Source organism: Cellulomonas uda (assembly GCF_006538705.1).
GTDB lineage: Bacteria > Actinomycetota > Actinomycetes > Actinomycetales > Cellulomonadaceae > Cellulomonas > Cellulomonas uda.
Window position 1 is genome coordinate 23241 of the sequence record NZ_BJLP01000016.1, and the last position, 20118, is coordinate 43358.

Genomic DNA, 20118 nt, shown 5'->3' on the forward strand with positions numbered 1-20118 from the left:
TCAGTCGACGATCTCGCAGATCGCGGTGCCGGCGCTCACGCTCGCGCCGACGCTCGCGGCGAGGCCCGTGACCGTCCCACCGCGGTGCGCCACCAGCGGCTGCTCCATCTTCATGGCCTCGAGCACGACGACGAGGTCGCCCTCCGCGACCGTCGCACCGTCCTGCACCGCGACCTTCACGATCGTGCCCTGCATGGGGGAGGCGAGCGTCGTGCCGTTGGCCGCCGCCTTCGGCCCGCTCGCGTTGCGGCGCGCGGGCCGGCGCGGCATCCCTGCGCGGGCCGGACCGGGACGCCCCAGGCCGAGCGCGGCGGGCAGCACGACCTCGAGCCTCTTGCCGCCGACCTCGACGACGACGCGCTCGAGTGCCGGCGGCTCCTCCTCGGGAGCCGGGGCCGCGGCGGGCGCCCTGCCGAGGGTTGCGAGCGTGTCGGCGAACTCGGTCTCGATCCAGCGCGTGTGCACCGCGAACGGCGTGGCGGCGTCGGCCGGCGCGAACGCCTCGTCCTCGAGCACCGCACGGTGGAACGGCACGACCGTCGGGATGCCGACGACCTCGAGCTCGGCCAGCGCGCGCCGGGCGCGCGCGATCGCCTGCGGCCGGTCGGCGCCGGTGACGATCAGCTTGGCGATCATCGAGTCGAACGCACCGGAGACCGTGTCTCCCTCGACCACGCCCGAGTCGACGCGCACGCCGGGGCCGGACGGGAAGCGCAGCGTGGAGATGCGGCCCGGCGCGGGCAGGAAGTTCGCGGCCGGGTCCTCGCCGTTGATGCGGAACTCGATCGAGTGCCCGCGCGTGGCGACCTCGTCGTAGCCGAGCGGCTCGCCCGCCGCGATGCGCAGCTGCTCGCGCACCAGGTCGACGCCCGAGATCTCCTCGGTGACCGGGTGCTCGACCTGCAGGCGCGTGTTGACCTCGAGGAACGAGACGGTCCCGTCGGCGCCGACGAGGAACTCGCACGTCGCCGCGCCCACGTAGCCGGCCTCGCGCAGGATCGCCTTGCTGGAGGTCACCAGCTGCTCGCGCTGCGCGTCCGTGAGGAACGGCGCGGGCGCCTCCTCGACGAGCTTCTGGTGGCGGCGCTGCAGCGAGCAGTCGCGCGTGCTCACCACGACGACCGTGCCGTGGGCGTCGGCGAGGCACTGCGTCTCCACGTGCCGCGGCTTGTCCAGGTACCGCTCGACGAAGCACTCGCCGCGGCCGAACGCGGCGACCGCCTCGCGCACCGCCGACTCGTAGAGCTCGTCGACCTCGTCCGCCGAGCGCGCGACCTTGAGGCCGCGGCCGCCACCGCCGAACGCGGCCTTGATCGCGATCGGCAGGCCGTGCTCCGCGACGAACGCGTGGATCTGCGCCGGGCCGTCCACCGGGTCGGGCGTGCCCGCGACGAGCGGCGCGCCCGCCTTCTGCGCGATGTGCCGCGCGCTGACCTTGTCGCCCAGCGCCTCGATGGCGTCCGGCGACGGGCCGATCCACACCAGGCCCGCGTCGGTCACGGCGCGCGCGAAGTCCGCGTTCTCCGCGAGGAACCCGTACCCGGGGTGCACCGAGTCCGCGCCCGCGCGGAGCGCGACGTCGAGCAGCTTCTCGATCGACAGGTACGTGTCCGCCGCGCGGGCGCCGTCGAGCGCGAACGCCTCGTCCGCGAGGGTCACGTGCAGCGCGGTGCGGTCCTGGTCCGCGTAGACGGCGACGGACCCGACGCCTGCGTCACGGCAGGCGCGCGCGATGCGGACGGCGATCTCGCCGCGGTTGGCGATGAGGACCTTGCGCAGCGGGCGCACGGCAGGGGCGGACAGGCTGGAGGGCACGGCTCACCGTAACGCCCCGGTGTGCGGCGCGGCCTCGTCGTCGCCGCCCGCCGGAGAAGATTGGGCTTGCACCCAACCTGCGCGGCCCGGGTTTTGTAGGAACCCGACGACGCCCGCGCGCCGCTCGGGGGTCGGTGTCCGGACCCCGCTGCACGATCCCCACAACCCGACCGTGGCGCACGGCGCGAGCGGGGCGGGTGGGTCAGGGGGTCCAGAGGGCCGGCAGCGGCAGGTCGACCTGGAGCAGGAGCGTGCGCAGCAGCGGCAGCGAGAGACCGACGACGCCGTGGTGGTCGCCCACGATGCGCTCGACGAACGGGCCGCCCCGCCCGTCGATCGTGAACGCCCCCGCCACCGTCAGCGGCTCGCCCGTCGCCACGTACGCCGCGATCTCCTCGTCGGACACGTCGGCGAAGTGCACGACGGTCGACGACGTGTCGCCCAGCACCGCCCCCCGCCCCGCCCCGAGCGTCCCGGGCCGCGGCTCGGGCGCGTCCTCGTCGGGCTCGCGCAGGTCCACCACCCAGTGGCCCGTGTGGAGCGTGCCCGCGCGTCCGCGCATCGACCGCCAGCGCGCGACCGCGTCGTCCGCGTCGCGCGGCTTGCCGAGGACCTCCCCGTCGAGCTCGAGCATCGAGTCGCAGCCCAGCACCACGAGGTCGGTGGCGTCCGCGAGGTCGTCGGGCAGGTGCGCGGCGACGTCGTGCGCCTTGGCCTGCGCGAGCACGAGCACCGCGTCCGCCGGGTCGAGCACGCCGTCCGCGTCCCCGTAGCGCTCGCGGGCCCGGGCCAGCACCGCGTCCTCGTCGACGGACGAGACCGCCACGAGCGGCTCGATGCCGGCGGCGCGGAGCGTGGCACGGCGGGCGGGGGAGGCGGAGGCGAGCAGCAGGCGGGTCACGGCCCGCACCCTACCCACGCAGGTCGCGGGGTCCGAGCCGCGCGCCGAGGGACGATTGTCGGGGTTCGCGCACAGGAACGTGGGTCACAATGGCGGTCGCGCGCTTGCGCAGCGTCGGGGGCCGACGCAGGACGCCGGGTGGCTCGGGAGGGCTCGTGGGCAAGGAGAACACCGTGGTCGACGTGGACGACGACGACCTCGAGCTCGACGACCTGGTCGACGACGACCCCGACCTGCTCGCGCCGCCGGACCCGGCGTGGCGGCGGCGCACCGCGATCGAGATGGTGGTCTCGGGCCTGATCGGCCTGTACGCGTCGTTCGTGCTGTCCATCGAGGCGCTCGTGCTGGCCGCCGACAAGAACGCCAAGCTCAGCTGCAGCTTCAACGAGAAGATCAACTGCGCCACGGTCGCGAAGCACTGGGCCGCCGAGCTGCTGGGCTTCCCGAACGCGTTCCTCGGCATCGCCGCCGAGGCCGTCGTGCTGACCGTCGCGGTCGCGCTGGTCGGTGGCGTGGTTTTCCCGCGCTGGTTCATGCGCACCGCGCAGGCGATCTACACGATCGGGTTCCTGTTCGCGTGGTGGCTGTTCTACATGTCGTACTTCGTGATCGGCGCGCTGTGCCCGTGGTGCCTGCTCATCACGCTCACGACGACCCTGGTGTGGGCCGGGCTGACGCGCATCAACATCCGCGAGGGGCACATCGCGCTGCCGGGCCGGGCCGGTGCGGCCGGCCGGCGGTTCGTCCAGGAGGGCAACGACTGGTTCGTGACGATCGCGCTGCTCGTCGTCATGGCCGGGATGATCATGGTCAAGTACGGGTACACGCTGTTCTGAGCGGAGCGCGCGAGCCGCACGACGAAGGCCCGGACCCCGAGAATCCGCCCACAGGGGCCGGGCCTTCGTCGTGGGCGGGTCAGAACGCGAGCTTGAGGACGTCCAGGGGGAGCGAGCCGAGGTCGAGCGCCTTGGCGTGGAACGCGCGCAGGTCGAACGCGTCGCCGGCGGCGGCCCGTGCCGCGTCACGCGTCTGCTCCCACAGGCGCTGGCCGACCTTGTAGGACGGCGCCTGGCCCGGCCACCCGAGGTAGCGCATCCACTCGAACCGCACGAACGACTCGGGCATGTTCACGTTCGCGAGCAGGAACGCGAGCGCCTTGTCGGCGTCCCAGCGGCCGCCGCCCCACTGCTCGGGAGCGGGCAGGCCGAGGTGCACACCGATGTCGAACACGACGCGCGCCGCGCGCATCCGCTGGCCGTCGAGCATGCCGAGGCGGTCGCCCGGGTCGTCCAGGAAGCCGAGGTCCGCCATCAGGCGCTCGGCGTACAGCGCCCAGCCCTCGCCGTGACCCGAGGTCCAGCAGGCGAGGCGGCGCCACGTGTTGAGGTCCGCCCGGTTGTACACCGCGGCACCGACCTGCAGGTGGTGACCCGGCACGCCCTCGTGGTAGACGGTCGTCTTCTCGCGCCACGTGTTGAACGTCGTGACGTCGGCCGGCACCGACCACCACATGCGGCCGGGCCGCGTGAAGTCGTCCGACGGGCCCGTGTAGTAGATGCCGCCGGACTGGGTCGGGGCGATCCGGCACTCGAGCGTGTGCAGCGGCTCGGGGATGTCGAAGTGCGTGCCGTCGAGCGCGGCGATCGCCGCGTCCGAGGTCTCCTGCATCCAGCGGCGCAACTCGTCCTTGCCGTGCAGGGTGCGCGACGGGTCCGCGTCGAGCGCCGCCACGGCCTGCTCGACCGTGGTACCCGGTCCGGCGATCTGCGCCGCGACGGCCTCCTGCTCCGCGACGACCCGCGCGAGCTCCTCGAGCCCCCACTGGTAGGTCTCCTCGAGGTCCACGGCCGCGCCCAGGAACGCCCGGGAGAACAGCTGGTAGCGGTCGCGGCCCGCGGCGTCGTCGGTGGGGGCCTGCGGCGCGAGCTCGTCGCGCAGGAACTCCGCGAGCCGGCCGTACGCCTCGCGCGCACCCGCGGCGCCGCGCTCGAGCTCGGCGCGCACGAGCGCGCACGACGACGAGTCGTCCAGCGCGGCCGCGGCGGCCTCGCCCTGCACGAACTCGGTGAAGAACGAGCTGCCGGCGGCGAGCTCGACGGCCTGCGTCACACCCTCACGGACCTGCCGGACCGCCGGGACGAGCCCGCGCGCGGCGCCGGCGCGCAGGGACTCGACGTAGCCGTCGACCGCGTGGGGCAGCGCCGTCAGACGCGCCGCGATGTTCTCCCAGGCCTCGATGTCGCCCGTCGGCATGATGTCGAACACGTCGCGCAGGCCCTGGACGGGCGACGCGATGTTGTTCAGGTCGCGCAGGTGCTCGCCCGCGGCGTGCAGCTCGAGGTCCAGCCCGAGCCGCTCCCGCATGGCCGCGACCGTGATGCGGTCGACGTCGTCCACCGGCGCGAGGGCGTCGAGCTCGAGGAGCGTCGAGCGCGTGAGGTCCGCGCGCGCGTCGTGCCCCGCGGGGGACAGGTCGGTCATCTCGTGGTCGTGGCCCGACAGACCCATCGCTGTCGCGGACAGCGGGTCGAGCGAGGCGTAGGTGCTGACGTACTTCTCGGCGACGGCGTCGACGGCCGTGGGTTCACGCATGCGCCCGACCCTACTCGTCGGTAGCGACGCGCCCGGGACCGGGGACGGCGGTCGCGGGAGCCGCGGTCAGCCGCGCAGGCTCCAGCGCCAGGAGTCCGCGCCGGGGGCGGCCGAGGGCACCGGGCGGAGCTGGCGGCGCCGGTCGGACCACGCGGCCCGGGGCGCCGCGGGCGGGTCGAGCGGGGCCGCCGTCGCGGCCGCCATGATGCCCGCGACGAGCGCGGCGAGCTCGACGTCGTCGGGCGTGCCGCGCACCACCTGGAGCTGGCCGTCGTCGCTCACGCGTCGTCCTCGTCGTCGTCCTCGTCGCCGAAGTCCACGTGGGCCCCGCGCGAGACGCCCCACTCCGCGACCTCGAAGCCCGCGTCGACCAGCGCCTGCGTGAGGTCGCCCGCACCGGACTCGACGATGTCGAGCGCCGAGTCGAGCGTCCGGTCCCCCGCGGCGGGCGTGCGGACCACGACGAGCCCCACGTGGAACGTGTCGGCCTCGTCGTCCTCGGACGGCGCGTCGTCGTGCCCGCCCTCGTCCTCCTGCCAGGTCATGCCCGTCAGGTCCGAGTGCATGCCCAGGCGGTCGTGGATCTGGTCGTACAGCGCGGCGTTGAGCGTGCCCACGCGCGCCTCGAGCGCCAGGATGCGCGGGTCCTCGTCGGCCTCCGTGGAGCCGAACTCGGCGCGCACGCCCACCGCGGCGTCGACGTACTCGTGCAGCGCGGCGGCGAGCGCGTCCACGGCGGCGTGCAGCCCGGCCGGGTCCACGTCCGTCAGCGGCGCGGGCCCGTGCGTGGCCGAGTCGTGACCCTCGTGGTCGTCGTCGAGACCGTGCCCGTGGTGCTCGTCGTGCTCGTCGTGCTCGTGCGTCATCGTCTGGTCCAGTCTCTACAGCGGGATGTTGCCGTGCTTCTTGGGCGGCAGGGACGCGCGCTTGGTGCGCAGGAGGCGCAGCGCCTTGGTGATCTCGGCGCGCGTCGCGGACGGCTCGATCACCGCGTCCACGTAGCCCCGGTCGGCAGCGTCCCACGGGTTGACGATCGCGTCCTCGTACTCCGCGGTGAGCCGCCGGCGCTCCGCCTCCACGTCGCCGCCGGAGTCGGCGACCTTCTTCAGCGCGCCGCGCTGCAGGATGTTCACCGCGCCCCCCGCGCCCATGACGGCGATCTGCGCGGTCGGCCACGCGAGGTTCACGTCCGCGCCGAGCTGCTTGGAGCCCATGACGATGTACGCGCCGCCGTACGCCTTGCGCGTGATCACGGTGACCAGCGGGACCGTCGCCTCCGCGTACGCGTAGATGAGCTTCGCGCCGCGGCGGATGATCCCGTTCCACTCCTGGTCCGTCCCGGGCAGGAACCCGGGCACGTCGACGAACGTCAGCACGGGGATGTTGAACGCGTCGCACGTGCGCACGAACCGCGCGGCCTTCTCCGCCGCGTTGATGTCGAGCGTGCCCGCCATCTGCTGCGGCTGGTTCGCGACGACGCCCACGGGGTGACCCTCGACGTGCCCGAACCCGACGACGACGTTGCCGGCGTACAGCGGCTGCACCTCGAGCAGCACCCCGTCGTCGAGCACCGTCTCGACGACCGTGCGCATGTCGTACGGCTGGTTGTCCGAGTCCGGGACGAGCGTGTCGAGCGCGAGGTCCTCGTCGGTGGGCGCGAGGTCGGTCTCGTGCGCGTACAGCGGCGGGTCCGAGAGGTTGTTCTGCGGCAGGTAGCCGAGCAGCGAGCGCACGTAGTCGATCGCGTCGTCCTCGTCGGACGCCAGGTAGTGCGCGACGCCCGAGCGGGTGTTGTGCGTGGTCGCGCCGCCGAGCTCCTCGAAGCCGACGTCCTCGCCCGTGACCGCGCGGATCACGTCCGGGCCGGTGATGAACATGTTCGACGTGCCGTCGGCCATCACGATGAAGTCGGTCAGCGCGGGGGAGTACACCGCGCCACCCGCCGACGGGCCCAGGATGAGGCTGATCTGCGGGATCACGCCCGAGGCGGCGACGTTGCGGCGGAAGATCTCCGCGAACTGCGTCAGGCCCGCGACCCCCTCCTGGATGCGTGCGCCGCCGCCGTCGCTGATGCCGATCAGCGGCACGCCGGTGCGCAGCGCGAGGTCCATGACCTTGGTGATCTTCTGCCCGTGCACCTCGCCGAGGCTGCCGCCGAACACCGTGAAGTCCTGCGAGTACACCGCGACCGGGCGTCCGTCGACCGTGCCGTGCCCGACGACCACGCCGTCGCCCGGGATGCGCCTCGCGTCGAGGCCGAAGTTCGTCGAGCGGTGCCGCACGAGCGCGTCGATCTCGGTGAACGACCCCGGGTCGAGGAGCTGGTCGATGCGCTCGCGCGCGGTCTTCTTGCCGCGCGCGTGCTGCTTGTCCACGGCGGCCGCCTCGGCGCTCGCCTGCGCCTCGCGGCGGGCCGCGAGGTCGGCCAGCTTGCCGGCGGTCGTGCGGGCGGGCGCGCTCGGGCTGGTCGCGTCTGTCTGCGTCACCCGACCGAGGCTAGTTGTCGGCACGCTCCAACGCGGTGCAGGGCGCGGACGGGTTTGCGCGTCGTTCGTCGTGCCGATCCCACAACACGCCGACGGCACGCCCGGCCCGGCGCGATTCGGGGGCAGGATGGGGGGACCGGCACGAAGGTGAGGACGGGCGCATGACGACGCGACCAGCGCTGGACCCCGACGAGGTCCGCGCGCTGCTGCAGCGGCCGGACGGCCCGCTCACGCGGGTGGAGGTCGTCGCGAGCACGGGCTCGACCAACGCCGACGTGGTGCGCGACCTGCGCGCGGACCCGCGGTCGTGGCCCGACCGCAGCCTGCTGGTCGCCGACCACCAGGTGGCGGGCAAGGGCCGGCGCGACCGGACCTGGCAGACGCCGGCCGGGGCCGCGGTGACCTGCTCGTTCGTCGTGCACCTGGGCATGCCCTCCGACCGGTACGGGTGGTTGCCGCTGCTCGCGGGCCTGGGTGCGGTGCGGGCCGTGCGCGCGACGGCCGGCGTCGCGGCGTCGCTGAAGTGGCCCAACGACGTGCTCGTGCCCGCGTCGGGCGACGTCGAGGGCTGGGGGTCGGCGCGCAAGGTCGGCGGGGTGCTCTGCGAGCTCGTACCGCTCGCCGACGGGACCGTCGCGGCGGTCGTCGGGATCGGCCTCAACGTGCTGCAGACCGCTGACGAGCTGCCCGTGCCGTCCGCGGGCTCGCTCGCGCTCGCGGGCGCGCGGCACGTCGACCGGCTCGCGGTGCTCGTCGGGCTGGTCGAGGCGCTCGAGGACGTGGAGTCGCGGTGGGACACCTCGGGCGGGGCGGTGCAGGAGTCCGGCCTGGCCGACGAGGTCGCGTCCGTCCTGTCGACGCTCGGCACCGGGGTCGCGGTGGACCTGCCCGGCGGGGACGTCCTCGAGGGCGTCGCGGTGCGCCTCGACGACGACGGTGCCCTCGTCGTGCGCACCGCCGCGGACGACGAGCGACGCGTCCTCGCCGGTGACGTGCGTCACCTGCGGACCCTGGCGTGAACTACCCTCGACCCGTGCCCGACCCTGCCGCCGACGCCCCCGAGGAGCACGCCGCCCTCGCGTCGACCGTCGAGGAGATCGACGCCGCCCTGCTCGGCGGCACCCGGCGGTACACCGCACGTGACCTGGCTGCTCGCGCGGACATCTCGCTCGACTTCGTCCAGACCTTCTGGTCGACGCTCGGCCTGCCGCACCCGGACCCGGACGACGACTACTTCTCCGAGAACGACGCGGACGCGATCGGCCGCGCCGCGTCGCTCGTGCGGGACCACGGGCTGGACCTGCGCACGGTCCTGACCGTGACCCGCGCGCTCGGGCACACGTCGGACCGGCTCGCGCTGTGGCAGGTCGAGGCGCTCGTGGAGGACATGTCCTCGCGCTACGAGCTCGACGACACGACCGCGCGCCTGCTCGTGCTCGACCGTCTAGCCGACCTCGCGCCCGTCCTCGAGGCGCAGCTCGTGCACTCCTACCGCCGCCAGCTCGCGGCGATCGCGGGCCGGTACGCGGCCGAGTTCGGTGACCTGGGCCGTCCGGGCGACGACGAGCCCGGCGCGCTGCCGCTCGCGCGTGCCGTCGGGTTCGCGGACATGGTCTCGTTCACGCGGCGCACGGCTGGGCTGGGGTCGACGGACCTGTCGGCGTTCGTGCAGCGGTTCGAGGCCGAGGCGCGTGACGTGGTGACCGCCGCCGGGGGCCGGGTCGTCAAGACGATTGGCGACGCCGTGCTGTTCGTCGCGGACACGCCCCAGACGGGCGCCCTGGTGGCGCTGGGCCTCGCCGACGCGCTCGGGCGCGAGCTCGACGTGTCGTCCGCGCAGGCCGCGGGCGGCCTCGCCGAGGGCGCGCGTGGCGTCACGCCCGTGCGCGTCGGGTTCGTGTGGGGCCGCGTGCTGTCCCGGTTCGGGGACGTGTTCGGGCCGTCCGTGAACCTCGCCGCGCGGCTGACGGACATCGCCGAGCCCTCGACCGTGCTGGTCGACCAGGGCACGGCCGCGGTGCTCGCGAGCGACGCGCGGTTCGTGTGCGAGGAGCAGCCCGTCCGCGAGCTGCAGGGTCTCGGCACGGTGACCCCGGTCCGTCTGCGGGCCACGCCCGGCTGACCTGCAAGCAGACCGGCTCGTCTGGCGACAGTATTGCCGCATCGCAGGCAGTACTGTCGCCATGAAGCAGGTGTCTGAGCCCGGGACGTGGTCCCGGACGCGGTCGCCCGACGACATCGGAGCGTTCCTGCGCGAGGCGCGCAGACGTGCGGGGCTGTCCCAGGACGAGCTGGCCGGCGAGCTCGAGATCGATCGCCGGGTACCGCAGAGGATCGAGTCCGGAGAGTCGACCCTCTACATCCGACGCGTCTTCAGCCTCCTGGACAGGCTGGGTGTCGACATGGAGCTGCGGCAGCGATGACGACCGCACTGGACGCCTGGCTCGACGGCACCAGGATCGGCGACCCGACGCGGGACCGAGCGCTGAGCGTGCCCGTCCTCTAGTGGGCCTCCGGGTCGGGTGCCAGGAGGTCCGGGCCGTTGTTGCGGACCGCGTTGACCAGCGGACGCACCGGCGTGGGCTCGAGGGTCGGCGGGGCCGCGGCGAGCAGGTCGCTCGCGGCCGGGGCGTCGACCGCCGGGTCGAGCCACGCGTCCCACGCGGCGTGCGGGAGCATCACCGGCTGGCGGTCGTGGATGAACGCGAGCCGCTCGCTCGCGGGGCGCGTGAGGATCGTCGCCGAGACGAGCCAGCGGTCGGGGTCGTCGTCGGCCTTGGCCGGGTCGCGCCAGAACTCGTACAGGCCGGCGAGCGCGACGAGCGACCCGTCGTCCGGGTGGATGTAATACGGCTGCTTGCGCTGCACGGGCGCGTCCGGTGAGGGCTTGCGCCACTCGTAGTAGCCGTCGGCCGGGATGAGGGCGCGGCGCTGGGCGAACGGGCGCGCGAACGCGGACTTCTCGGCGACGCTCTCCACCCGCGCGTTGATCATCCGGTTGCCGACGGACGGGTCCTTGGCCCACGACGGGACCAGACCCCAGCGTGCGACGCGCAGCTGGCGGGTGATCTCGCCCGTCTCGCGGTCGGCGCGCTCGACGACCATCCGGATGCCGTCGGTCGGGGCGACGTTCCACGACGGCGGCAGCAGGCGCACATCGTCGGCGACGACGGCCACGGCGAACTCGTCGGCGATGGCCTGGTCCTCGCGGAAGGAGGCATAACGACCGCACATGCGGCTCAGCCTGCCAGCCGCCGCCCACACACGCGCGACCTCGCTGGGCCCGTGAGCGCCGGTTCGCGAGGTCCGTGCCGGTGCCGGGTCAAGTCACGGTCAGCGCACGGACGGCCGCGGGTCACGGGATCGAATCGATTCGCGCCGCGTGCGTCGGGGTGTCACCATGGATCCCGCGACAGCCGACGACGGACGCCGGCCGAGCGGTCGGCACGCACCGTCGTCGGACCGCCGACCTCCCCCCGGACACCGACGACGGACCCGAAGCCCCTGTGACGACGCCCACCGACGCCCCCACCCACAGCCCGACGACAGTCGACCACGCACGCACCGCCGCGCCCGCGTACCGGCCCAACGCCAAGTACGTGCTGCTGCTCGGCATGATGTGCGCGCTGCCCGCGATCTCGAACGACATCTACCTGCCGTCGCTCCCGGACGTCGCACGAGACCTCGGCACGTCCGCCACCGCCGCGCAGCTCACGATGACCGCGATGATGCTCGGCGGTGCCGTCGGGCAGCTCGTCATCGGCCCGCTGTCCGACCGGTTCGGCCGCCGCGCGCCCGTGCTCGTCGGCGTCGCCCTGCACATCCTCACGTCGCTCCTGTGCGCCGTGGTCACCGGCGTCGAGATGCTCATCGCGCTGCGCGTCGCGCAGGGGTTCTTCAACGCGTCCGCGACCGTCGTCGCGATGGCCGTCATCCGCGACCGGTTCGTGGGCGCCGACGCCTCGCGCCTCATCTCGCGGCTCATGCTCGTCATCGGCATCGCGCCGCTGTTCGCGCCGTCCGTCGGCGGGCTCATCGCCGGCGAGTGGGGCTGGCGGGCCGTGTTCGTCGGCCTCGGCGCGTTCGGCGCGTTCCTGTGGGTCGTGTGCTGGCGGCGGCTGCCCGAGACGCTGCCCGCCGCGCGCCGCCGCGACGGCGGTCTGCGCACCGCGCTGCGCGGCTACCGCACGCTCCTGCGCGACCGGCACTTCCTCGCCCTGGCGATCATGCCGGGCCTCGGCAACGCCGTGCTCATGAGCTACGTGATCGGCTCGCCGTTCGTGCTGCAGGAGGGCTTCGGGCTCTCGTCGCACCAGTTCTCGCTGCTGTTCGCGCTCAACGGCATCGGGCTCGTCGCCGGCGCGCAGGTCAACGCCGCGCTCGTCCGCAAGGTCGCGCCGATCCGGATCATCCGCGTGGTGCTGCCCGCGTCGCTCGGGATGACGCTCGCGCTGCTCGTCGTGTGCGCCACGGGGTTCGGCGGCCTGCCGCTGCTGCTCGTCATGCTGTGGCTCGTCCTGGCGCTGGTGAACTTCGCGCCGCCGAACGCGTCCGCGCTCGCGCTGTCCCGGCACGGCGAGATCGCCGGCACCGCCGCGGCCATGATCGGCGCGACGCAGGCCGCGATCTCCGGCGTCATCTCGCCGCTGTCCGGCTTCCTCGGCGGCGACGCCGTCGCGATGGCCGTCGTCATGGTCGGGTCGTCGATGGCCGCGCTCGCGGTCCTCGCGCTCGCGACGCCCGCCTACCGACGCGGCGGTGGCTGGACCGGCTGAGTCAGGCCCCGAGCCGCGCCAGGCGGCCGACCGCCTCGGCGAGCACGTCGTCGCGCTTGACGAACGTGAACCGCACCCAGGACCGCAGGGCCTCGTCGGTGGGCGAGCCGGGACGTGTGAACGCGCTGACCGGCACGCCCACCGCCCCGCACAGCCGCGGCAGGTCCCGGCACAGCGCCACGCCGTCGTCGTAGCCCAGCGGGGCAGCGTCGGCGACGACGAAGTACGTGCCCTGCGGCCGCGCGACCGCGAAGCCCGCGGCGCGCAGACCCTCGCTCAGCAGGTCCCGACGCCGCGCGAGCGACGCCGCGAGCTCGTCGACCCACGCCGCCACACCCGCGTCCTGCAGCGCGAACGCGATCGCGGGCTGGAACGGCGCGCCGTTCACGTACGTGAGGAACTGCTTGACGGTCCGTACCGCCGTGAGGATCTCGGCCGGCCCGGTGACCCAGCCGATCTTCCAGCCCGTGAACGAGAACGTCTTGCCCGCCGACGAGATCGTCAGCGTCCGCTCCGCCATGCCCGGCAGCGACGCCATGGGCACGTGCTGCGGCCGCGACCCGTCCGGTCCCGGCAGCGTCAGGTGCTCGTACACCTCGTCGGTCACGACGAGCGCGTCGTGCTCGCGCGCGAGGCGGCCGACCAGCTCGAGCTCCGCGCGCGTCAGCACCGCACCGGTCGGGTTGTGCGGGGTGTTCACGACGACGAGGCGCGTGCGGGATGTGAACGCGGCGGTGAGCGCCTGCTCGTCGAGCCGGAACCCGTCGGGCGTCGCGCGCAGGGGAGCGGTCGTGTGCGTCGCACCCGACAGCGCGATCACCGCCGCGTACGCGTCGTAGAACGGCTCGAGCGTCAGCACCTCGTCGCCCGGCCCGGCCAGCGCGAGCACCGTGGCCGCCATCGCCTCCGTGGCCCCCGCAGTGACGAGCACCTGGCTGTCCGGGTCCAGCTCGATGCCGTAGTGGCGTGACTGGTGCGCTGCGACCGCGTGCCGCAGCTCGGGGATCCCCGGACCCGGCGGGTACTGGTTCACCCCCCTGGCGATCGACTCCGCCGCGACGCGCGCCACGGACTCCGGCCCGTCGACGTCCGGGAACCCCTGGCCGAGGTTCACCGCGCCCGTGGCCGCCGCGAGCGCCGACATCTCGGCGAAGATCGTCGCGCGCGGCCTGCCGTCGTCGCCGAGCAGGTTGGCGGCCTTGGCGACGTCGACCCAACGGGGAGTGCTCATGGCAAGGGAGCGTAGGTCGCGCGTCGACAGAGCGCGGACGCGTCTCGTCGTCCGTGAGGTGTCGTGTTCCCGAACGACATCCCTCGAGGCCGCAGTGGCCGGAGCCTGACCCGGTTTACCGGACAGTTCGGTTGGGTGATCATGCCGCCGCGGTAGCGGCGGTGTGAAGGTCCTCAAAGTCGTTCGGGGACCGGTAGCCGAGGCCGGAATGGCGCCGGAGCGGGTTGTAGAAGCCCTCGATCCACTCGAAGATCGCCGAGGCGAGCTCCTCGCGGGATGCCCCGGCGCGACGATCGAGCAGCTCGCGCTGCAGGGTCGACCAGAACGACTCCATCATCGTGTTGTCCACGCTCGAGGCGACCCGGCCCATGGATCCGAGCAGGCCGGCGGAGCGCAGCCGGTGCCCGAAGATCCAGGACATGTACTGGCTGCCTCGGTCCGCGTGCACGATCGCACCGGGTGCGGGCTGGCGGCGCCATATGGCCATCTGCAGGGCGTCGACGACCAGCTCGGAGCGCATGTGGTCGGCGATCGACAGCCCACTATCTTGCGGGTGAACACGTCCAGGACGGCAGCGCAGTAGACCTTCCCGGTGCTCGTGGGGTGCTCGGTGCTGTCCGTGCACCACAACCGGTCCGGGCCATCGGCGCTGAACCGGCGCTGCACGAGGTCATCGTGCGGCGCCGGCAGCGGTCGCTGGCCACGGCGTTTGCGTCGGTGACACACCCCGGCCAGCCCTGCCGCGCGCATCAACCTGGCCACGCGCTTGCGCCCGCAGGAGACCCCGAGCCCGAGGCGCAACTCCGCGTGAACTCTGGGGGCACCGTAGGTCGCGCGCGACCCGTGGTGGATCGCCACGATCGTCGCGGTCAAGGCATGGTCGGCGACCGCGCGAGCACTCGGCGGCCGACGAATGGCGTCGTAGAGCCCGGAGCGGGAGATGCCGAGCACCCGGCAGGTCAGCGCGACGGGCACCCCGTCGGCCGCCAGCTCATGCACCAGCCGGGCAGTCATTTTGGGAGGACGTTCTCCCGGGCGAAGAACGCCGAGGCGCGCTTGAGGATCTCGACCTCCATCTCCAGCACCCGGTTGCGGCGGCGCAGCTCGACCAGCTCACGGCGCTCGTCCGTGCTGATGCCTTCACGGCGGCCCGTATCGACGTCGTCCTGGGCCATCCACCGGCGCAGGCATGACTCGCTGATCCCCAGATCGGACGCGACCTTCCTGACGGGCTGCTGGCCGCTACGGGCCAGGTCGACCGCTCGACGCCGGAACTCCGGCGGCTTGGCTGCAGGCACAAGGACTCCTCTCGGAGATGACATCGTCACCTCAGGGCAGGTGTCCGGGGAAGCGGGTCAGGCTCCCCTGGCCGCCGGCGGGCTGATCACATAGTCCCCACCCGAACGGCGAAGAGCCAAGCAAAGGTGTCCACGGAAGCGGGTCAGCCTCCAGCCGTCAATCCACCGGGAGGGGCGTCATCCACCAGCCGATGTCCCGGGAATTAGCCCGGAACGACCGTGTACTGGGCGTTTGCGCCGTACGCCTTTTCGACATTGTAAATGCGCGTGTAGACAACCTTCCACGGCATGTCAATGGTGGGTCTGCACTCACCGGTCAGGAGGCCGGCGGCCAGTACCGTCCCGTAGGGGTAGAACACAGGCCCGCCGGAGTCGCCGCCGGCGGCGGTGAAAGTCGCGGTACCGTACCCACACCACGTGCCGTCGTCGTAGCCGCATGTCTTGCCCGTCGTTGCGCCCTTCTTGCAGCGCAAGTCTCCAGTCCAAGTCGATCGCCACGGGCCATCAACCGAGTGGATCTCGTTCGACGAGACGTAGATCTTGCCGATGGCCGGAGCCACGGGGGAGGGCACAGAGAGGAATGCCCAGTCTTGGTCTGGGAGGTAGTTGGGTTCCCCCATAGCGGAACCACTCGCGTATGCGGGGAGGATGGTGCCGCTGCGTCGGATCGTGCCAGCATCCACGCAATGTGCAGCGGTTGTCGAGTATGTGGTACCTGTCGAGATCTTCTTCATCGCATACCCGCTCGTACAGTGCGTATAGCCGCCGACGTCAAGGAATACGCCTGAGGCGAGCGAGTGGCTTTTCACTTCAGGTTGCGCGGGGATCAGGACGACTGGACCTGCGACCACGTACCCGCCTGTCGCTAACGCGGAGGTCATCGCCTTGGCGAGTTGGTCCACCTGACTCTCAGGCAGTTCGGCGGCCCGGGTCACGTTCGCAGCCAAGACGGTGGGGTCGGACCTGATCTGGTCCGGGTCGAGGTTGACCCACCACCGCTCTGCGATCGACGACCCGCTAATTGATCCGAGAGCCAGTTCTGTGAGGGCGCTCTCCACTCGGGTCTTGTACGCATGCGTGAATGGCAACGAGACAAACTCGTACTCAATGTCTGGCGCCAGATCCTTTATTGCTCTTTCCAGCGCGCTGGCATTGTCGCCAACTACGCCGATATATGCGATGGCGCGAAGCGGGTCAACGGCACCGCCGCCGAAGGCGTCGGGATGCTTCTCTGCAAGCAGGTCGAACGACTCGTACGCGGTGCGCGTGAAGGAGTCGCGATCATACCCCCAGAAGGGTGTTTTGTCGGGGAGGTGGCCGTCGTCGGCATTCTGCATCGCCACCGAGTACTGGGCAATGACTTCGCCAGCCTTCTCGCGTACCGGCTCGGTGAGTCTGTCGAACGTTTCTGGGTCGATCTCGTCCACGATCCGGACAGTGTCGTCTGCGGCCCGTACCGGCCCTCCGATAACTGAAGCCCCGATCGCAATCGTCAGTCCCGCCAACGCGCTGATGCTCCTGAATCGTTGCAACGCTCCTCCTCCAGAAAAGTTGCCCAAAGGATGCCAGCGGCGAGAGTGCTGCAGCAAGAGTCCGGGGCTCTGACGTGGACGCCGTGGTCGTGACGGGTCAGGTCGCTGTGGTGCGTAGGGATTCCGGGGTCGGCTCAGGTGCGGGCGACCTCGGCGGGGGTGCGAGGCCAGTCCGGAGTGGGGCCTGTGGTGGTAGGTGTCGATGTACGAAGCGATCTCGTGATGTGAGTCCGAGCTGATCCATCACGAAGGCCCCTCGCGCGACCTGAACCAGGTCGAGGCCGCGACCGCGTCGTGGGTGCTGTGGTTCAACAGCGAGCGCACCCACACCGTGATCGACGACCTGAACCGTCACGGGTTCTCTGCCGCTTCCTTGTGATGAAGGATGGCGAGATGCCCAAGAAGTACGACCCCGAGATCAAGGCTCGGGCGGTGCGGATGGTGCGTGAGCACCTGGTGGACTACGGGTCGGTGACGGCGGCCTCGGTGGCGGTCGGTGCGCAGCTGGGGATCGCGCGGGAGTCGTTGCGCCGGTGGGTCGCGCAGGCGGACATCGACGAGGGTGCGCGCCCGGGTGTGAGCACCGTGGAGTCCGAGGAGATCCGCCGGCTCAAGGCCGAGAACAAGCGACTGGCCGAGGCGAACGCGATCTTGCGGGCGGCCTCGATTTTCTTCGCGGGAGAGCTCGACTCCCGCACCCGTTGATCATGGGGTTCATTGACGCCATGAGAGGCGAAGGCTTCGCGGTCGAGACGATCTGCCGGGTGCTGCGTGAGCAGGGCGTGCGGGTCGCCGCGAGGACCTATCGGGCCTGGTCCAGTCCGGTGCGGCGGGTCGCTGCCAGGACGGTCGCGGATGCTGTCGTCGTCGACGCGATCCGCTCGCTACGCGTCGACGAGGACGGCCGGGCGACCCCGGAGTCGCTCTCCCCGACGAGGACCCCGTTGGCTCGTTGACACTTCCCGGAGCCGTCGGGCTTGGGGACGGTGGTCGCTCTGATCACCCGAGGAGGGTGATGAGCGATAAGCGCAAGTACTGGCAGTCGCGCCCGAGCAGGCGACCGAGGTCGTGCGACCCTCTGCTACGCCAGTGGTGACTCAACTTGCAGGCGGTTCATGGCGCTTGGGGAAGAGCGTCTGTAACAGTTCGACACGCCGGGCCCGTCTATGTCTGTAGAACTAGCAGTGAGGAAGGGGCGTCATGGCGGTCGAGCCGCTGGACTCGGTGGACGACATCGGCGGCTTTGTCGCGCGCTATCGACCCGCGATGCTTCGCCTGGCGCTGGGGCTCTGCCGCGACCTCGACACGGCTGAGGACGTGGTTCAGGAGACACTCGCCCGACTAGTTCCTCGGTGGTCTATGGTCTGCGCCGCCACTTACCCGTGGGCCTACGTCCGCCAGGCCACCGTGCGGGTGTTCCTTAGTTCGCGCGACGAGCGCACCGTATACGTGTCGGAACACGCCGACGTAGCGGACGGCCACGACGCGATGGCGGGCGTCGACGACCTGGACGCCGCAGTGCGCCGGATCCGGTCACTGCCTGCCCGTAGCCGGGCGGTGCTCGCGCTGCGGTACATCGAAGAGCTTGACGATCAGACGATCGCGGACGTGCTGGGGACGACACGCGCCGCGGTTCGCGTCGCTGCGCACCGCGCCCTTCGACAGCTCGCTGTCCAAACGGAGAGGCACAGGGAGATCAAGTGATCAACGAACGAGCGTTCGCCGACAAGTTTCGCGTGACGGTCCAGCGCGAGCTCGCGCAAGCCTTGCGGTGCGATGCGTGCTCGGACTCTCGCGAGCATGTCGAAGTCCTGCCCGTGGTAACGCTTCCCCCAGGACGACAGCCGCGCCGCGCTTTGCTCATCGCGGGTGTCGCGGCGTCCGCGGCGCTGGCCGCTGCACTCGCCGGAGCAGTGTCGCACCAGGTTGGGAGGGAAGCTTCGACGAATCTTGCAGACACGACGAGCGTGGGCGGACAGGAACCCCGCGCCACAGCGCCGCCCAGCCCCCACAAGGTCGAGGCGGTTGTGTCCGAGGGAATCCGCACGTTCCTGGGACCGTCGCTGTACACACTGGCAAGTCGCGACGGATGCCTGGTCGACGAGGCGCGAGGGTTCGTCCTTGCACTCGACACGAGCTGGCGCTGGGATGCGCAGACGGCGACGCTGACCTCCGTGGCCACGGGAAAGAGCTATGGCCTCGGTGACGACGTCGAGATGGCGGGCAACGGGTACGGACGGCTGACGATTCCGGAGGCATGCGCTCACGTCGATCTGCCGCTTCGCGGCGTCTGGGACCCAGCGGCAGGAGGCCGATAGCCTGGTGAACTCATGGCTGCCCTGTGGCGTGACTTCTGGCCCAGGTAACGAAGATCGTGCTGGAGTCCGCGCTCGAGGGTGAAATCACCGCTCACCTGGGTTACGAGAAGCAAGAGAAGGACGCCTCGCGGGGAGGGTAACGCCCGTAACGGCACCCGGGCGGAGACAGTGCTGATCAAGGGTGGCCCGGTGCAGATCGAGGTCCCCAGGGACCGGGCTGGCACGTTCGAGGCGGTGCGGCGTGCCGCGGACCGCCCGATCGACCGCGGTGAGGCACCTCGTACTTGACGGTCGGTCGGGTCGATGCTCCATCACGCCGACGAGCTCGTGCGCGCGATGGATGCACGGACAGGCCGCTGAGCCACCTTCCGTGCCGGCCTGACCGCGCACGGCGCCGATGACGGCGACGAGCGCGCCGGGTCAGAAGGTGCCGGCGGCGGCGGTGAGGCCGGCGATGACCATGAGGGCCAACGACGACCATGCAGCGACGACCCACCACTCGACGTGGTGGCGTCGAACTGCTCGACGGTCTGCCATGTCTCTCAAGATCGGCACCCGCAGCCGCAGAGACAACGTCCCGCGCCGAACGGTCGAGAAATCACCCGAACGGGCGCCATCCGCCGTGCAAGACGGCGCGGCCGCGTGATTCAGGAACCGGAGGCCGAGCGCAGATCGTCCGCGACGTCCTGGAGCTGACCCGCCAGGGCGCTCAGACCATCCGCGGCGTCGCCGCCCGCGTCCGCCGCGGCGTCGTCGAGGGCCTCCTTCGCCTCGTCCACGCGGGCGCGCGCGTCGTCCAGCGCCCGCTGCGACCCGGACGACGCGTCGTCCTTCGCAGCCTCGGCGGCGGCCTTCGCGTCGGCGAGCGCGGCCGTGGCCTCGTCGAGCGCCGCCTGCGCCTCCTTCTTCTTCTCCGGCGTCAGGTCGGCGAGCTGGTCGCGCACCTCGTCGGCCCGGGCGCGCGCGTCGTCGACCGTGCTGCGCAGGCCGTCGATGGCCTCGCGAGCCTTGTCGACCTGCGCCTTGGCCTGGGAGGCGGCGTCGCTCACGGCCTTGCGGGCGTCGTCCGCCTCGGAGCAACCCGCGAGCGTGAAGGACGCGGTCAGCGACGCGGTCAGGACGAGAGCAGCGGCGAGACGGCGGGGGGTCGTCGTGGTCACGCGCACACGG

21 protein-coding genes and 2 pseudogenes are annotated in these 20118 nt (G+C 71.9%); 10 read left to right on the plus strand and 13 right to left on the minus strand.

The features are described 5' to 3' along the window. Both CUD01_RS06220 and CUD01_RS06225 read right to left on the minus strand, forming a co-directional pair. Positions 1 to 1815 (minus strand): acetyl/propionyl/methylcrotonyl-CoA carboxylase subunit alpha, encoded by a 1815-nt coding sequence (locus tag CUD01_RS06220; RefSeq protein WP_244937686.1) that lies wholly within the window; start codon positions 1813 to 1815, stop codon positions 1 to 3. A gap of 202 nt (positions 1816 to 2017) precedes the next feature. Continuing rightward, on the minus strand, positions 2018 to 2716 hold the full coding sequence (locus CUD01_RS06225; RefSeq protein WP_141319566.1) for a Maf family protein: 699 nt from the start codon (positions 2714 to 2716) through the stop codon (positions 2018 to 2020). A 155-nt stretch (positions 2717 to 2871) separates the two neighbouring features. On the opposite strand from CUD01_RS06225, the gene CUD01_RS06230 reads away from it, so the two are divergent. Continuing rightward, complete coding sequence (locus tag CUD01_RS06230; protein ID WP_244937687.1) at positions 2872 to 3552, plus strand: vitamin K epoxide reductase family protein; 681 nt, start codon at positions 2872 to 2874, stop codon at positions 3550 to 3552. Between the two features lie 79 nt (positions 3553 to 3631). On the opposite strand, the gene CUD01_RS06235 is transcribed toward CUD01_RS06230, so the two are convergent. The 4 genes from CUD01_RS06235 to CUD01_RS06250 all read right to left on the minus strand — a co-directional run bounded on the left by CUD01_RS06235 (position 3632) and on the right by CUD01_RS06250 (position 7794). Then, positions 3632 to 5308, minus strand: a complete 1677-nt coding sequence (locus CUD01_RS06235; RefSeq protein ID WP_141319570.1) for a DUF885 domain-containing protein — start codon at positions 5306 to 5308, stop codon at positions 3632 to 3634. Positions 5309 to 5374: 66 nt separating this feature from the next. Beyond that, positions 5375 to 5590 carry an acyl-CoA carboxylase subunit epsilon gene (locus CUD01_RS06240; protein ID WP_094179391.1) on the minus strand — a complete coding sequence of 72 codons (216 nt, stop codon included), beginning with the start codon at positions 5588 to 5590 and terminating at the stop codon, positions 5375 to 5377. Next, positions 5587 to 6174, minus strand: a complete 588-nt coding sequence (locus CUD01_RS06245) for a hypothetical protein (protein ID WP_141319572.1) — start codon at positions 6172 to 6174, stop codon at positions 5587 to 5589. Before CUD01_RS06245 ends, CUD01_RS06240 begins: the two co-directional genes overlap by 4 nt. Before the next feature lie 15 nt (positions 6175 to 6189). Further along, the gene (locus tag CUD01_RS06250) at positions 6190 to 7794 is read right to left on the minus strand and encodes an acyl-CoA carboxylase subunit beta (protein ID WP_141319574.1); all 1605 of its coding nucleotides are present in this window, start codon (positions 7792 to 7794) and stop codon (positions 6190 to 6192) included. 161 nt (positions 7795 to 7955) lie between these two features. On the opposite strand from CUD01_RS06250, the gene CUD01_RS06255 reads away from it, so the two are divergent. The 3 genes from CUD01_RS06255 (at position 7956) to CUD01_RS06265 (ending at position 10217) form a co-directional block, all read left to right on the plus strand. Next, positions 7956 to 8813, plus strand: a complete 858-nt coding sequence (locus CUD01_RS06255) for a biotin--[acetyl-CoA-carboxylase] ligase (protein ID WP_141319576.1) — start codon at positions 7956 to 7958, stop codon at positions 8811 to 8813. Between the two features lie 14 nt (positions 8814 to 8827). After that, positions 8828 to 9916 (plus strand): adenylate/guanylate cyclase domain-containing protein, encoded by a 1089-nt coding sequence (locus CUD01_RS06260; protein ID WP_244937688.1) that lies wholly within the window; start codon positions 8828 to 8830, stop codon positions 9914 to 9916. 61 nt (positions 9917 to 9977) lie between these two features. Further along, complete coding sequence (locus tag CUD01_RS06265; RefSeq protein ID WP_141319580.1) at positions 9978 to 10217, plus strand: helix-turn-helix domain-containing protein; 240 nt, start codon at positions 9978 to 9980, stop codon at positions 10215 to 10217. Between the two features lie 79 nt (positions 10218 to 10296). Here CUD01_RS06265 and CUD01_RS06270 read toward each other — a convergent pair whose 3' ends face one another. Further along, positions 10297 to 11028, minus strand: coding sequence for an SOS response-associated peptidase (locus CUD01_RS06270; RefSeq protein WP_141319582.1), 732 nt, complete (start codon positions 11026 to 11028; stop codon positions 10297 to 10299). Between the two features lie 272 nt (positions 11029 to 11300). Between CUD01_RS06270 and CUD01_RS06275 the strand changes: the two genes are divergently transcribed. Continuing rightward, positions 11301 to 12569: a multidrug effflux MFS transporter gene (locus CUD01_RS06275; RefSeq protein ID WP_371860761.1), complete on the plus strand. Its 1269-nt coding sequence runs from the start codon at positions 11301 to 11303 to the stop codon at positions 12567 to 12569. Position 12570: 1 nt separating this feature from the next. Here CUD01_RS06275 and CUD01_RS06280 read toward each other — a convergent pair whose 3' ends face one another. From CUD01_RS06280 to CUD01_RS06300, 5 genes and pseudogenes are all read right to left on the minus strand, one after another. Next, entirely contained in the window at positions 12571 to 13800 is a 1230-nt protein-coding gene (locus tag CUD01_RS06280; RefSeq protein WP_141319586.1) for a pyridoxal phosphate-dependent aminotransferase, read from the minus strand. Positions 13801 to 13939: 139 nt separating this feature from the next. After that, a complete protein-coding gene (locus CUD01_RS16990) occupies positions 13940 to 14428 on the minus strand; it encodes an integrase core domain-containing protein (RefSeq protein ID WP_371860762.1) in 489 nt (162 codons plus the stop codon). A 92-nt stretch (positions 14429 to 14520) separates the two neighbouring features. After that, positions 14521 to 14814 (minus strand): annotated as a pseudogene (locus tag CUD01_RS17350) (IS3 family transposase); the annotation flags it as partial. Further along, the gene (locus CUD01_RS06295; protein WP_166772137.1) at positions 14811 to 15098 is read right to left on the minus strand and encodes a transposase; all 288 of its coding nucleotides are present in this window, start codon (positions 15096 to 15098) and stop codon (positions 14811 to 14813) included. The gene CUD01_RS06295 and the pseudogene CUD01_RS17350, both read right to left, overlap by 4 nt. Before the next feature lie 203 nt (positions 15099 to 15301). Continuing rightward, positions 15302 to 16525 carry a chymotrypsin family serine protease gene (locus CUD01_RS06300; RefSeq protein ID WP_141319594.1) on the minus strand — a complete coding sequence of 408 codons (1224 nt, stop codon included), beginning with the start codon at positions 16523 to 16525 and terminating at the stop codon, positions 15302 to 15304. Between the two features lie 498 nt (positions 16526 to 17023). Here CUD01_RS06300 and CUD01_RS17355 point away from each other — a divergent pair, with 498 nt between their 5' ends. The 5 genes and pseudogenes from CUD01_RS17355 to CUD01_RS17435 all read left to right on the plus strand — a co-directional run. Next, complete coding sequence (locus CUD01_RS17355; RefSeq protein WP_166772136.1) at positions 17024 to 17335, plus strand: transposase; 312 nt, start codon at positions 17024 to 17026, stop codon at positions 17333 to 17335. Then, positions 17332 to 17586 carry a hypothetical protein gene (locus tag CUD01_RS17360; RefSeq protein ID WP_166772135.1) on the plus strand — a complete coding sequence of 85 codons (255 nt, stop codon included), beginning with the start codon at positions 17332 to 17334 and terminating at the stop codon, positions 17584 to 17586. Before CUD01_RS17355 ends, CUD01_RS17360 begins: the two co-directional genes overlap by 4 nt. Before the next feature lie 244 nt (positions 17587 to 17830). Next, on the plus strand, positions 17831 to 18334 hold the full coding sequence (locus CUD01_RS06310) for a sigma-70 family RNA polymerase sigma factor (protein ID WP_094179402.1): 504 nt from the start codon (positions 17831 to 17833) through the stop codon (positions 18332 to 18334). Then, a complete protein-coding gene (locus CUD01_RS06315) occupies positions 18331 to 18948 on the plus strand; it encodes a hypothetical protein (protein WP_141319598.1) in 618 nt (205 codons plus the stop codon). Before CUD01_RS06310 ends, CUD01_RS06315 begins: the two co-directional genes overlap by 4 nt. A 32-nt stretch (positions 18949 to 18980) precedes the next feature. Beyond that, positions 18981 to 19185: pseudogene (locus CUD01_RS17435) on the plus strand (transposase); the annotation flags it as partial. A 410-nt stretch (positions 19186 to 19595) separates the two neighbouring features. Here the strand turns inward: CUD01_RS17435 and CUD01_RS06330 are convergent. After that, the gene (locus CUD01_RS06330; protein ID WP_094179404.1) at positions 19596 to 20108 is read right to left on the minus strand and encodes a hypothetical protein; all 513 of its coding nucleotides are present in this window, start codon (positions 20106 to 20108) and stop codon (positions 19596 to 19598) included. Between the last annotated feature and the right edge of the window lie 10 nt (positions 20109 to 20118).